Source organism: Cyanobium sp. N5-Cardenillas (assembly GCF_024345515.1).
Lineage (GTDB): Bacteria > Cyanobacteriota > Cyanobacteriia > PCC-6307 > Cyanobiaceae > Cyanobium.
The window spans coordinates 1-13125 of record NZ_JAGQBG010000065.1 but is presented as its reverse complement, the minus strand read 5'-3'; the positions used below and the strand labels follow the sequence as shown (position 1 = coordinate 13125).

18 protein-coding genes are annotated in these 13125 nt (G+C 64.1%); 13 read left to right on the top strand and 5 right to left on the bottom strand.

Translation table 11 applies throughout. The annotated features are described in order from the left end of the window. Window positions 1–245: 245 nt before the first annotated feature. From KBZ04_RS07165 to KBZ04_RS07125, 9 genes are all read left to right on the top strand, one after another. Window positions 246–374, top strand: a complete 129-nt coding sequence (locus tag KBZ04_RS07165) for a hypothetical protein (RefSeq protein WP_254991260.1) — start codon at window positions 246–248, stop codon at window positions 372–374. Continuing rightward, window positions 371–871 (top strand): hypothetical protein, encoded by a 501-nt coding sequence (locus KBZ04_RS07160; RefSeq protein ID WP_254991259.1) that lies wholly within the window; start codon window positions 371–373, stop codon window positions 869–871. The genes KBZ04_RS07165 and KBZ04_RS07160 overlap by 4 nt, the downstream gene beginning before the upstream one ends. A 179-nt stretch (window positions 872–1050) precedes the next feature. Next, complete coding sequence (locus KBZ04_RS07155) at window positions 1051–1302, top strand: hypothetical protein (RefSeq protein ID WP_254991258.1); 252 nt, start codon at window positions 1051–1053, stop codon at window positions 1300–1302. A 177-nt stretch (window positions 1303–1479) separates the two neighbouring features. After that, window positions 1480–1662 carry a hypothetical protein gene (locus tag KBZ04_RS07150; RefSeq protein WP_254991257.1) on the top strand — a complete coding sequence of 61 codons (183 nt, stop codon included), beginning with the start codon at window positions 1480–1482 and terminating at the stop codon, window positions 1660–1662. Window positions 1663–1931: 269 nt separating this feature from the next. After that, window positions 1932–3110: a virulence-associated E family protein gene (locus KBZ04_RS07145; RefSeq protein ID WP_254991261.1), complete on the top strand. Its 1179-nt coding sequence runs from the start codon at window positions 1932–1934 to the stop codon at window positions 3108–3110. An 873-nt stretch (window positions 3111–3983) separates the two neighbouring features. Next, window positions 3984–4328 (top strand): hypothetical protein, encoded by a 345-nt coding sequence (locus KBZ04_RS07140; protein WP_254991256.1) that lies wholly within the window; start codon window positions 3984–3986, stop codon window positions 4326–4328. Continuing rightward, window positions 4325–5065, top strand: a complete 741-nt coding sequence (locus KBZ04_RS07135; RefSeq protein ID WP_254991255.1) for a hypothetical protein — start codon at window positions 4325–4327, stop codon at window positions 5063–5065. Before KBZ04_RS07140 ends, KBZ04_RS07135 begins: the two co-directional genes overlap by 4 nt. Beyond that, the gene (locus tag KBZ04_RS07130) at window positions 5065–5604 is read left to right on the top strand and encodes a hypothetical protein (protein WP_254991254.1); all 540 of its coding nucleotides are present in this window, start codon (window positions 5065–5067) and stop codon (window positions 5602–5604) included. Before KBZ04_RS07135 ends, KBZ04_RS07130 begins: the two co-directional genes overlap by 1 nt. Then, a complete protein-coding gene (locus KBZ04_RS07125; RefSeq protein WP_254991253.1) occupies window positions 5604–5840 on the top strand; it encodes a hypothetical protein in 237 nt (78 codons plus the stop codon). Before KBZ04_RS07130 ends, KBZ04_RS07125 begins: the two co-directional genes overlap by 1 nt. Before the next feature lie 452 nt (window positions 5841–6292). On the opposite strand, the gene KBZ04_RS07120 is transcribed toward KBZ04_RS07125, so the two are convergent. The 5 genes from KBZ04_RS07120 to KBZ04_RS07100 all read right to left on the bottom strand — a co-directional run bounded on the left by KBZ04_RS07120 (window position 6293) and on the right by KBZ04_RS07100 (window position 11048). Next, complete coding sequence (locus KBZ04_RS07120) at window positions 6293–6964, bottom strand: hypothetical protein (protein ID WP_254991252.1); 672 nt, start codon at window positions 6962–6964, stop codon at window positions 6293–6295. Between the two features lie 106 nt (window positions 6965–7070). Next, on the bottom strand, window positions 7071–8513 hold the full coding sequence (locus tag KBZ04_RS07115) for a hypothetical protein (RefSeq protein ID WP_254991251.1): 1443 nt from the start codon (window positions 8511–8513) through the stop codon (window positions 7071–7073). A gap of 731 nt (window positions 8514–9244) precedes the next feature. Further along, entirely contained in the window at window positions 9245–9760 is a 516-nt protein-coding gene (locus KBZ04_RS07110; protein ID WP_254991250.1) for a hypothetical protein, read from the bottom strand. Between the two features lies 1 nt (window position 9761). Next, window positions 9762–10490, bottom strand: a complete 729-nt coding sequence (locus KBZ04_RS07105; RefSeq protein WP_254991249.1) for an endonuclease NucS domain-containing protein — start codon at window positions 10488–10490, stop codon at window positions 9762–9764. A gap of 144 nt (window positions 10491–10634) precedes the next feature. Further along, entirely contained in the window at window positions 10635–11048 is a 414-nt protein-coding gene (locus KBZ04_RS07100) for a hypothetical protein (protein WP_254991248.1), read from the bottom strand. A 400-nt stretch (window positions 11049–11448) separates the two neighbouring features. Here KBZ04_RS07100 and KBZ04_RS07095 point away from each other — a divergent pair, with 400 nt between their 5' ends. The 4 genes from KBZ04_RS07095 to KBZ04_RS07080 all read left to right on the top strand — a co-directional run. Next, the gene (locus tag KBZ04_RS07095; RefSeq protein WP_254991247.1) at window positions 11449–11991 is read left to right on the top strand and encodes a hypothetical protein; all 543 of its coding nucleotides are present in this window, start codon (window positions 11449–11451) and stop codon (window positions 11989–11991) included. Between the two features lie 26 nt (window positions 11992–12017). Then, window positions 12018–12164, top strand: coding sequence for a hypothetical protein (locus tag KBZ04_RS07090; RefSeq protein WP_254991246.1), 147 nt, complete (start codon window positions 12018–12020; stop codon window positions 12162–12164). Between the two features lie 182 nt (window positions 12165–12346). Beyond that, a complete protein-coding gene (locus tag KBZ04_RS07085) occupies window positions 12347–12658 on the top strand; it encodes a hypothetical protein (protein WP_254991245.1) in 312 nt (103 codons plus the stop codon). A gap of 73 nt (window positions 12659–12731) precedes the next feature. After that, window positions 12732–13125 (top strand): NAD(P)H-binding protein (locus tag KBZ04_RS07080; protein WP_254991244.1); only part of this gene is annotated, 394 nt, incomplete at its 3' end.

The window sequence follows — 13125 nt, the reverse complement described above, 5'->3', positions numbered from 1 at the left end:
TGGCTCATCCTGCGGTTCTGACGCTCGGAGGCGCCAGGCGGGACTGGGGGAGTGGGGCGATAGCCAGCCACCTGGCCGGGTTGCCCTCTTCGATCAGAGAAGCCCCCAGTTCGTCATCTTGTGCTCTGCGCAGCGGGCATGTTTCGCTTCCGGGATCCTGCGCAAGGCCTGCACCCGTGACCACGTCTGCCGACCTGGCTGCCGCCCTGGGCTGCCACCCGTGTTCGTTGTCCCGGTGGCTGACCTTGGGAATGCCTGCCGAGGTGCGGGTCAAGGTCTCGAACGGCTACCTCTACGACGAGTGCAAAGTCCGGGCCTGGCTGGCGTTGCCCGGTTGCCCCGCCCACGTCACCGCCGCACGGGTGGCGAAATGAGGGGCCTGTCGTTCGAGATGGTGGAGCGGCTGCGGGTCGTGTTCGCCTGCGTCAGACCTGCGGAGCCTTTCCCGGCGGCCTCCTTCAAAGGGGCCGTCTTCGCGTTGGGAGGCAGTACCGAGACTGCGGAGGGCATCCTCTCGGTCTACGCCCCACACCTTGGGCGTCCCCTGGGCCGGCTGCCCGCCGCCGACCCGGGCTCGTTCTGGGGCCTCGAACGACCGATCTACAAGGTGGTTTCGCCCATCGAGGCGCTCGTCGTCGACATCCTGGCCACCGAGGGACAAGACCAAGAGCAAGAAGGTTCGGTGCGGGTGGCGGCCTCCGATGTGCTGTCGAGGATCTACACCCTGCGCCCGCCTAACCACTTCGCTTATCACAACGGCCTGGAGCTCGTCCGGCTCGGGCTCTCGGACGACGGCGAAGTCCACAGGCGCCGGGTCTTCGAGCACCGCACGGCGGCCAACCTGAAGCGGGCCCTGGCGCTCCTCGGCTGACGGCCAATCCTGCATCTGTCACAGGGGTGGCCGGTTCTCCGTCTGTCCCAAGGGCGGCTGACTTCGGTTGGGGCGCAGGGGGTCTGGGCCTGTGTATTACGCCGGGTATATAACTGCGCAGTTATATACGGGGGCGGGCCCAACATGGGATAGCTGGGTGGTCCCAACTGACACCGACCATGACCAAGCTCAACGTCTACAAGTCCGCCCTCGAAGCGTTGCTCGTCCACCTGGCAGATCCCGACGACCGGGAGTCTCAGAACAAGGCCGAGGATGCGCTCGACCATGCCCTGATCTGGGCGAAGATGGACCAGGAGGACGAGCAGACCCGCCTCGCCAAGGAACAGGAATCCTGGGGCTATGCCCGCACCATGCTGAACACCTGGAACCCAGAGGAAGCCGAGCACCGCACCTGGCCGGGCGCCATCTGACCGCACCGGAGGTCCCGTCCTGGCGCGGGCAGGGGCCTCTCGACCTGGGCGGGGGCCACGGGGCCGGGGCGCTGCGAGAGGGGTATCCGGGGGGCTCGGGAGAGCCGTATTACAGCGTGTTACGTGACAGCCCAGGCTGGATAAGTTGCGGGGGACCACTACAACAGACCACGAACAATGGCCAGCCTGAAAGAGGCGGGGGTGCTGATTCGCACCGGCCCCCTGCTCAAGCGCCGCCTGCGGATTGAAGCCGCGAAGGAGAGCACAACCATGACGGACATCGCCAGCAGGGTGCTTCTTGATTGGCTGAATCAGCGCGATGCCGAAGAGATCGTCGGCAACCCCGGCCAGTTGCGCTGATCGGGCTTTCCTGGAGTTCGGCGCCGACGCGGTGCCACCACCTACCCAATGCCCCGGCGAACGTCGCCCGGGGCGAAATCACATCGCTCTTTTAACTAATGTTCGGACAAAAAGAAGGCCCGAGCGGTGACAGCCGCCCAGGCCCAGGAGAATTTACTAATGCTCCTGGTCAGAATAACACGCCGACCCTTTGGTGGGAGGCGCTACCCCTCGGGTTCTCCGAGGGAAAGTCCAAGAGGAGCCTCCTCGACGGGGCCGACCTGGTGGTGATGCTCAACGGGAATCTGAAAGAACGACTCTGGTGGAACGATTACGGAAAGCTGATCATTCTCGATGGTAGGCCTCTGGAGGATCAGGAGCTGAGCCTGACTTACATCAAGCTCGGGCACCGGGGCTACAAGATCAGCAAGCAGGACACCAGGGACGCCTTCATCGAGGCGGCCCTCAACCGGCGGCGGCACACCCTGCTCGAGTTTTTGTGCGCCGTCGAGACCGACCCCACGGTCCAATCGGCCGACGTGCGACGCCTGGCGACCCGCTACCTGCGACCCGGGGACGAGATCGAGTTCGGGCCCACGCTCTACGACAAGTTCATGTTGAAGACGCTGGTGGGGGCAATCAACCGTGCGTTCCACCCCGGCTGCAAGTTCGACTACGTAACGGTGCTGCAAGGGCCCCAGGGGTGCCTGAAGAGCACGTTCTGGCAGCAGCTTTTCGGCGATCAGTTCTGTGGGGTCTTTACCGGCAGGATCTACTCGACCGATGCCCGTCTGCTGCTCCAGAGGCGCTGGGTGCTGGAGCTCGCCGAGATCGACCGCTACACGAAGGGGGCCTGCGCTGCCGAAATCAAGGCATTCTTGACGGCCGAAACGGACCTGGTCCGCCCGCCCTACGGCTCAACGCATGGTGACTACCCGCGCCCCTCGATCACAGTCGCCAGCTGCAACGAAGGTGCCTTCCTTAAGGACGACACCGGCAACCGCAGGTTCTGGGTGATCCCTGTTGACGTCGCCGGTCAGATCGACCTGGGCCTGCTCCGTAGTGAGCACCGAGGCATCTGGAAGGCCGCAATGGCCGCCTGGCGGGGCGGGGAGCTCCCCTATCTGACGCAAATCGAGGAGGCCCAGGCGAACGCCGATGTTCGGCAGTTCGCCGAAGAATCGCCGCTGATGAGCGCCATCCACGCCTTCCTGGGGGCCAGGCCAGACCAGGTCTGGTTCCACAAGCACACCATCCAGAAGCACGTCGGCGGTCAGGACTTGAGGGTGAACGCCATCCAAGCGGACCGGCAGATCAAGAAGGCGATGACGGACCTGGGGTGGTTCGAGTTTCGCCCTCGCGTAGACGACAGGCGGCCGAAGGTCTGGTGCAAGACAGGGTGCGAAGACATCGTCACGCAATCGCTGCGGAAGGGCGAGGCCGACGTGCCCAAGACGCCGCAGCTGTAGCCGGTCCGGGCGTGGTCCTGGCTCTGGTCCGGGTGCGGTCCTGGTCCAGGCGTCCGTCCCGACGGGCTGGTCCTACTGGTCCTATTTCTCCCACCGGGAGAAACGGGAAGTAAGAGGAAGGACGAAACAAGGAAAAGAAAAGGGGGGAAAAGTGGAGGGTCAGAAATCGGACCAGCCGGACCAGCCCCGTCGCAACGGGGCCTCGGGTAGGTCCGGGGGTAGGACCGGAAGTAGGTCCGGGGGTAGGGCCGGGGGTAGGACCGGGGCCGTCGTGTTGCCGCAGCACTTCCGCCTTGCTAGACCCCGCAACTCCGACAGGGTCTGGACAAGGCGAGGAGGCAGAAACAGCCACCTGGTGGGAGTGTTGGGCCCCTGGGACGCCTCTGTCGAGCGGCCCGTACCAGCAGCTTCGCCTCCCAACAGGCACCACCTGGAGAGACGCCAGCCCACCACCAGGTTCTGCTCCACCTCTTCGCCTTGCCGAGACCCTGGCCCCGAGGCGGTGCGACTAGTCGCAACGTCCCGCCTCCCCAGGCCAGCTCCGCTCCACGACACCCCTCGGCGCCGGGCCCCGTGGCCCCGCCGACCCGTCGCAGGCACCACGGCCTCCAGCCCCAACGAGAGGCCCCTCCGAGGCCCTCCGAGCGGCCAGGCTCCGGTGGCTACGCTATAGAAACCCCCACATAATCGTGCGCAGGTGGCTACACCTCCCGGCTGGCGGTTCATGCCCAACGGTGAACTCCGGCCAAGGCAGATCACCCCCGAACGCCTACACGAGCTCGGGCTCGAACGGCTCAGCTCAAGTGAACTTGAGGCCGCCGGCTGGGCGCTCGCCGCTGTCTACCCTTCTGGCAGGATTCTGCAGCCGGCGTAATGTCTTCGTTCTGGGAGTCGGTACCCGAGGGGTTCGTCCGGGACCCACGAACCAAGGAGGCGGTCCCCTCGCGTCCGACCCCGGGTGAGCTCTACGAACTGTTGGCCCTGGCCGCCGGCCCCAACTTCACCTGGAGTCGACAGCAGCAGAGTTGGCTCTGGCATCAAGACCCCGTGTACGCCAGCCGGGCCTACATCGAGTTGAGCCGGCGAGGGTGGGAAGTCCCAAGGCTCGTTGCCCGCGAAGTCCTGATCGCGGTCTTCATCGACAGTGCGGCCCAGGGCCTGGCCAGCGCCGCAGTCGAGGGGGGGCGCCCGGCCCTTCGCCTCGTGGAGGCCTCGTGAGCTACGACAAGACACCCCTGGAGCAGGCCCTGGCCAAGCAACTCCGCATCCCGAACCTGACGGCAACCGAGGAGGTGGACCTGGCCCGGAAAGTCAGGGCCTGGCTCGACGACCCGGCGCCCTCCCCCGCCGTCGTTCGGGTTGGGCGCCGGGCCCGCGACACCCTGGTCACCCGGAACCTGCGTCTGGCTGCGCAGTTCGTCATGCGCAGGCAGAGTCTCTGGCGCCATACGACGTTGGAGTTCAACGACGTCATGTCTCACGCCGTGTTGGGCCTGCAGCGGGCAGCCGAACGGCACAATCTCGACGGCGCCTACCGGTACTCGACGGTGGCGACCTGGTGGATGCGCTCCTACGTCACCCGGGGCATCCAGGACGAGGGCCGCACCATCCGGGTGCCCGGGAACATCCAGACCGTCTGGAGCCGGGTTCGCAAGGGCATCGAGCCCCACGACCACCTCACCCTGGCTGCCGAACAGGCCCACGCTTGTATGAGCATCGATGCCATCCGGCCGTACAACGGAGACGACGACGAGCCGGTCTTCGATCCGCCGGCCCCGCCACCACCGCCAGAGGCCGATCACGAAATCTTGGAGCGCATCTGGACCGCAGCGGGGCCCGAGCATCACGCCCTGCTGGAGTCCATCCACGGCGGCAAGAAACCAACACCCACACAGCGACGGAAGCTCCAACTGGCACTATCTACCGTGGGGGAAATCGCCTGCATCGCGGCATGATGAACTCCGCCCTTCAGACACCGCCCGAGCATCCCGAGGGCAACGAAGTGCTGCCGGTTGTTGTCACCATGGCGCCGACCCCGCCCGAGAGCCCGGCCATCCAAGACATCCAGGACTTCATCTCTGCGACCGGTGGCAACCTGCCCTACCCCACCACCCGCGAGGCCTTCGCAGCGCTGCCCAAGACGACCCGCGAACTGCTGCGGAATGCGGCCCCTGGGCTCTACCAACGGTTGGGCGCCCGGGAGGAGTCCCTGCCGGCGGCCCTGCAGCTGAAGGTCATGCAAGGCGCCACCGACTTCGACGAGTCGGAGCTCCAGGCCCTCCAGACCGCCGGCTATGCGGAGCTCGTGGTCCAGGCCCGCATCGCCAGCCGCCAGCAGATCGAGGCCGCCTGGTTGGCCGGCCACGAGGCCAGGGCCGCCAGCCGTATTGCCAACGCCGCAGCCGAGGCCGCTGCCAGCCTCGCCGAACGCGAGAGACTGTCGGCCAACGTTGCAGCCGAGGCCCGGGCCCGGTTCCTCTCGGGCCGGCGCTGATGCCGGCGTCGGCACCCATCGACCCGTCTTGGTGGAACACGAGCGCCGGGGAGGAGTCCCCGGTTCGTGCCCAGCTTCAGCAGCATGCGATCTTCCACCTGCGCCAGGGCGGGCACGTGGTCAACACCCCGATGTCGAGGGCCGAACGCAGGCGCGTGGACAGGTTGGTCGAGCGGGTGCTGCCGATGGGGATGACAGACGCGATGACCTTTATCGAGAACTTCGCGCACTCGTAGACAGGCTGCCCGGTGGGGGACGGCAGCCCACACCAGGTTTCTGCCCTCTTCTAAACCGCCCAGCCCGTCGTCGCCCCGGCGGGGCCCCTCTCCTGCCCTGACCGGGCACGGGGCCCCCCCGCCGCAGGCTCGGGGCCCCTCCCCGGGGCGTCCTCAGGCCATGTCGTAGTCATCCCACCCGGGCCGTCAGGCCCCAGCCGCGCACAGGAAGTGGCGCCCACCACCGGCCAGCGGCTGAACGAAGAGGAGCCCCGGTTCAAGGGGCTGCCCCTTTTCGAGGCGCTCGACGAAAGCGACGCAAAGTACTCCGGCCGGTAGGGATCGCAGCCTGGGCCAGAGTCTGCCGGAATTGCCACCCTGCGGCGATCCATTGAATGCTCGCCATCACCAGGCCGCAGAGAGTGGTACTGGCAGAAGATGGTCTTGGGTGGTGGCACATGTGTATGGCGTTGTTAGCCAGCATCGCATTCTGGCCATATTGGCAGATCTTCTTCAATCTCAACCTCAAACTCAATGGAAGCCGGTCTGCGCTCAAGGTCGGTGATGTTTCCTCCCAAACAGAAGTCAAGTCGATTGATCATGCAGACTGCTACTTCCTTGGCAATCTCTGCGTGCTCGACTTGAAGGGCAACTAGCCGCTTCGGCAAGCCCGTGTATGGGTACCGCTCGTCCTGACAGAGATGTGCATTGATCTGATGCTCAGGCAAATATGTGAAGCGTGGCTTCGCATGGGCCATTCCGTTCCTAACGGACTTCAGCTCTAAGAAACGATCGAAGAGGTCAGAATCGTCGGGGATGAATGGCGTGTCCGAATCTGTAACCGACAAGCCAAGGGCTGGCCGACACTGCTCTGACGCCTTCTCCCACTTAGCCGCGGTAGGCCAGGACCGCCATGAATCGTCATCAACCTCGCACCATTCGTAGATGAAATTGATGAGAGCCTCCAGAGCACAGAAATACAAAAGCAAGGCGATTCTGGAGAAGGACGCCTCGAGGTCGTTCTTTCTGGCCGCCCTTGCCTGCTGTGCGTGTACAAGTGCTATCTCGGCATCACGCAGCAGGTGAGCAGCAGGATTCTCCTTGAGGAGTACTTCTTGACCAGGCTTGGGGACTGAACGTGCCATCTACTAATTTTGCGGATCACTCATGACTTATCTATGTCGGGCTAACGTCTGAGTTGAACGGATTTCAGCGGCAACGCGCCACTGTGTGTCCGCGTCGAACGCTGTGTTAGGCCTCGGCTCGATTATTGGACAGGTATCCAATTGCCTTGCCGTAGTTAAAGAGCTTTGTGAGGACATAGTTCGCTATTTCCGCTCGGCCGGTCTTTCTACGCCACATCATCTCAAGACGGACGGTGCCGGAGTCACTTGTGGCTACGATATCGGTCCTCCTTGACATTCCAGTACCAAAGTCTTGCTCATAGGTGCAACCGCTGACAACACCTAAGTCGAGCAGACACGCTGCAATCGCTCTGTTTGTCTCGATGTCGTTAGTGGAAGCGATCTTAGTCAATTTCTCGAAGGCGGCTATGGAGTTCGAACCAACCTTGCCACCAACTTTTCGTGCACCAATCGGTGTGTCGCTGAAAGAAGCGACAAGATTGGTATTGGCGAGGCGATCCTTCGCATCCCTTTCAGGCGCTACGAGCATGCCTTCGCTCCTCATTATGGTGCGGAGGTTGTCGCTTGCGTAGGTGCGTACTGCCGCGAGTGCGGCTAGAACCGGGACATGAAGAACCCTTGCGTCAAGGTAAGTCCCGAGCATCCCAAGCTTCTCTGGAAACTCCTTAAGGTCCTTCACAATATTCGCGTTTGTGACGGATAGCATTCGATCAATGTCTGCAGAATACATAGTGCCACGCGTCAATCCGTCAATATCCCCTTCAGGCTCGTTTCCGGCCAACACAACGACCCACACCCGGCAGATCTCCTTCTTGGCGAGGGTTGCTAATTGACGCTGGTTGGAGAGAAGCTCCCGCCGGATCTTGGCAAGGAAGACACCAATGGTTGACGACTCCTCTACTAGCTGAGTGGCCCGCCCATCAGAGATTCCAAGATCGTGTAACGTCTCACCCTGGTTCAGAAGTGCCAGGGTCTTATTTGCAATTGGAATGAACTCAGCCTTCGTGGGACCCTGAAATCGGAAGACTGGGTCTCCAAGACCTGTTAATGCTTCGGCTCCAATTTCTGTGGCCAAGGACGCCAAGTTAGCCGCCAGATCATCTCGATTCGCTGGCCACGCGACGACGGTTCGCTCACCTGCCGATGTCCTAACGAAGCTGTTGATGGAGTGAATTGACTTCTCGAGAAGTTCCTTCGAAACGTCTGTGAGCGCCTCTCGTCCCTCAAAGACAATAACTCGAAGTTGTCGCATGGTAGGTCCAAGCGACACAAGAACTTCGGCGATATCTCGCTCCTTGGGAAAGGAGATCGTCTCCACATCATCTCGGAACAAGTTGATGGTATGGATGAACGTCGACTTCCCCGTTCCGGAATCGCCCCGAAGGATCAGAAACGTACCGCGCGATGATGCGCGCATATCTGCGTGAAGCACGTCAATGTGATCGAGAGCGGCGTCGACAGGCGAAATGATCTGCGAGAGCTGACCGACAGCCTTCCGGGCAAGGATATCATATCGATCCGGAAGGCTTATATCGATAGTAGGTTTCATCATGTTTGCAGTGTACTCTGCGGACGCCGAGGCCTAACGCTTGCCATCACTTGGCCGCCGCAGCACGCCTCTGCGAGAAGCCGAAATCTCATGACGGCGGCTCAGGTGAATGGTGACGTTAGGCAGGCTAACTAGCAGTCGCCGCTGCCTTGCCAACCTCTTCGGCGGCCCCGATAACGCACTGTTTGTGTCGCTTCTTCCTCGCCGTGAGCCGGTGCAGGGCGCTGAAGTCGAAGTCATGTATTCGGGGCGGCGGTGGGACCCGCCCAGACTCCGCCGCACCGCCGCCGATCCGGAGCCACCGGCCAGGCTGCCCTTGGGGATCTTGTACTCGAAGGTGGTGCCCGCCTCCACCGCGTCAGCCCAGCCCCAGGCCTGCAACAGCCGGTTCACGTAGGTCTGGGCCTCCCTGGCCTCGTCACCCCGGATCGTGACCACCCAATCGGCGAAGGCCTGCAGAGCTTGGGGCGTGGACAACGTGGGCTGGAGCAGACCCGCAGATTTTGCCCCCAAATCCAGACCCTTGCCTTGGCCCTACGGATTCGTGGTGGTCAGTGCCACCCCCGGAGCAGAGGCCCTGACAGCCGCACCATGCGGCGCCGTGGATAGTGCCACCCCACCACCCGAGGCCGTAGGCGATCGATTAGACGGCGGCGGGTTCTGGGGTCGGTGAGGGCCAGCAGCAGCAGGTCCAGGGCAGGAGAATCGAGCATCGAGGGGCAGCGTCTCCCCTAAGGGTTCCCGGCGGCGGTCATCGCCTCGTCAATCAGGTGCCAGGCGCTCCCATGCTCGTTGCCCTTCTCGTCTTCATAGAACCAAATCGAGCCCATGGCGGGGTCGAGCCGGCGCTGGCGTTGCGCTTCGTCCTTTGCCTCGGCCGCGTAGGCGGCCCTGCATTCGGCCTCCAGCGCGATCACATCAGCGGCTTGGAAAAGGAAGCAGCGGGTCTCGGCAACGGAGGCGCCCAGGTGAACGAAGCAGAACACCTGATTTGGGGCGGACGTCGGCCACCCGATCAGCCAGGTCCACCAGCGGCGATCCTTAGGGGCCCGCAGCGCATCGGCGGAGGTCTTCACCTCGACCCGGGAAACGCGGCTGGTGCTGGGGCAAGTCACGAGGATATCGACGCCCTTGGTGTTCCCCAGGGTGAGAGCGGGGCTGTAGCCCAGCCTGGCGAGCATGTGCAGGACGTAGAACTCCCCGGCGATGCCGACCTCGTTGGGCCTGGGGGCGGGAGTACGGGCCACGTCAGGCGTCGGTGATTGTCAGCTGCAGGGCGTATTCCTTGAGCTCGACGTCCACGAGGCCATGGCAGGCAAGGCGCAGGTCCTCGGAGATCGAGGCGGCCACGATCAGGCCCCGGACTCGGCCGCCCTGGGCCAGGTGCTGGCTCACCCAGGCCCGATATCGGAGCAGCTGGCCGACCACCCTGTCGTAGGCCTTGGAGACCTTGAGCTCGATCACCAGGTAGGTGCCGGTTGCATCCTTGGCGAGGATGTCGATGCGGCGGCCTCCGGCCTCCTGCTCAACGCCCACGAGCGTCAGACCGGGCTCGATCCGCGACAGGTCCATCGCGAGGGTGTCGCGCAGGTGGTGTTCAGCGGCGAACTCACCGGCCCGATCCTCGGCGTCCTCGATGGCCTCGTCGATCTCGACCTCGGCCTCGTCGGTCTGCCCCTTGTAGATAGGGGCCGGGTCCGTGGCCGGGCTATAGCGGCGGTATTGGGTCCTGGAGGCCTTGTACAGGAGATCGTCGGAGCCGTCCGATCTGGCGTTGTAATGGACCCGGGTGGGGCAGTTGGTGGCGTAACGCCGAGCATGGGCCCTGACCGTGCGCGGGTCATAGCGGGGGTAGTGGTCGGCGAACCAGGCGACCATGTCGGAGTTCGTGGTGATGCCCCCGGATCCGGGCAGGAGCTCATCGAGCATGTCCATGAAGAGCTCCTTGATTGGGCGCTCGTAGTAGCTGCTGGTCATGCTGTTTCTTGTTCTGGTCCGATTGGGGCAACCGGGTCCATCCTGCAGGACTCCCCTGCACACTTGGAGGCGATCTTCACCCCCATAGAGCCGGGCCTAGGCCGCGCCTACCTTTGGGCCCCGCATCCCACCACCAGCATGGCTTCATCTGCTCAGCAGGTCGGCGGCTATCCGAAGGAGCAACCGGGCGGCGTCCACATTCGACAGGCCTCGGAGTGAGCCCCGGATCGCGGCCTCGGGGGTCGCGCTCGACAGCGAGCCGTCACCCTCGCCGAACCGGGTGAGGAGTCCCCAGCAGGTGGTCCGGGCGTCGCCGTCCACAGTTCGGATCCAGCGCCCATAGGCCGCCAGGAACTTCGCCATGGACTGGGTCGTGTCCCCTTTCGCCTCCCGGGCGTAGGTGCTGTTGAAGTACACCGCCCAGAGTCGTTTCTGGCTGGCCTCTTCGCTCTTCGAGGGCAGGCCCTCCCTCCAGTGAGGCTGGCGGTTGGCCTCGTAGGTGGATCGGAGCACATGCCACCACCCGGTCCGGTCGTCCCGGTCTGGGAGGGCCGTCATGAGAAGACCACGCCCTCCAGGGCCTCGAAGTAGGCGCACCACCCGAGCGGGTCGGTCTGGTACTCGCCCAGGAGGTGGGCCAGGTGCCGGGCCGCCTCGGGGCTTAGGCCCTGGGGACAGGCCTCAAGCTCGGGCGAGGCGAGGCCAGAGAGCCACCGGATCGCGCCTATAGCAGCGACGGCATCGGGGTTTAGACCTGCATAACCAAGGCGGAAGACTTCGCGTGTTCTGTCCATTTGGGCGGGTGCGATGTTGCCCCTCCAGCGGAGACTATCCCGGGCTAATCGCGGGGCATCTATGTGCAGTTGCGCAGACCGTCTATAGATAGATTGTGCAGAGATAATCCCTCGGATTTTACTAGTGGAACAGGCGGAGAGATACCGCTACCGCTACCCAGATCATGAGCTTCATCCCCGCCGCCTCCGAGGCCCTCGACGTCCTCACCCTGGAGGCCGAGACTTCACACCAGAATGCCACCCGCCACGGCATAACTGCCACACCTTCGGGCTACTTCTACGCCGCCGGCAAGCGCGTCGGCCTGGACCGCGCCATCGAACTGATCGCCGAGTCGATGGCCGCCGACGCCTGCATGTCGGGGCCCGCCCCACGGCCCGCCGATGCCGACACCATCGCCAACACCGATGTGGTCGAGGGCCCCCGCCAGCCCAAGCGCACCGGCTTTACGTGGGAGTCGCTGAACGAGGCCACCCAGGCCGTGTTCTGGCGCCTCGCCGAACAGATCCAGACCGCCACCCAGGACGCAGACCAGCTGCAGAACGTCCGCCTCGGGCACGACATCCCCAAGGTGGAGCTCGTCGACGCGCCCCGGATCACGAACCTCAAGAAGGCGGGGCTCCTGGAGACGTTCGAGGGCGTCAAGCGCAGCCACCGGCACATCCGTCTGACGGACGCCGGCCGGGTCCGTTGGCAGACTGGGGCATGACCAGAGACGAGCTCAAGGGGTCCCCTATGACGCTGTCCACCAACCTTGGTGGGCCCAGGGACCCCAACGTCCCCATGGAGAGCCTGGAGGAGTGGTGCGCATACCACGGGGTGCCGCTGGTCGAGGGGGCCCCGGAGCCCGACCCGGAGCCCGACCCGGCAGAGCGGGCCTGACGGCCCGCACCTGGTGGGAGAGGGGGCACCCCTGACGCGGGCCGGCGGTGGGCCCACGCAATTCATGCTCTCATTGAGGATGAAATCGGTGCCGAGCGCACCCGGGTCACATACACCCGGGCCTACGCCACATCCGACGCGGTGGTGGAGTGATGAGCAGACGACGAATGGGTCTCTGGAGAGTGTCTGTCTCCAAAGCCGGCTCTAGGCCTGGGCGCAGCACCCGGCGGGTCCCCAACTACCTGCCAGCCGGGACGCGGGAGGAAATAGCCGCAGACTATGCAGCCTACAAAGCCAAACGGGCCGAGCGGGAAAGAGCGATAGAACGCAACGGCGACATCATAGTGAAGTTCGTCACCTGGTTTGCTTATTACATCGTGACCACTCTGGCGGTAGCTGCGGTTGCCTTTGTCCTGTTCGTGGCGTTCAGCGTGTCGAAGGCAACCTGGTGCCATCTCAAGGGGCATGCCCAACAACACAGCTGGTGCCGGTAGCTGCATCTTCGGCAATGGAGCCGCCCTAGTTCGCCTTCGTGTTGCCTAGAACAAGAGGAAATGCGTTTTTGACGTGGGCACACTTGCAGTGACGGGGGCCTCAGGAAAGACCGGGTGGCGTGTGGCCCAGGGGGCCCGCGAGCGGGGTTGGACAGTGCGGGCGCTCGTGCGACCAGCCTCGGTGCTGCCACCGGGCCTGGAGGGAGCCGAGGTGGTGCGACTGGAGCTTGGGGACGCCCCCGCCTTGCGCTCGGCCCTCGAGGGGGTCGACGCCCTTGTAATTGCCACCGGCGCCCGACCGTCGATTGACCTGGCCGGTCCGCTCAAAGTGGATGCCCTGGCAGTACGCCAGCAGATCGAGGCCTGCCGTGCTGCCGGCGTGAAGCGGGTGGTGCTCGTGAGTTCGCTCTGTAGTGGCCGCTGGTCCCACCCGCTCAACCTGTTCGGCCTGATCCTTGTCTGGAAGG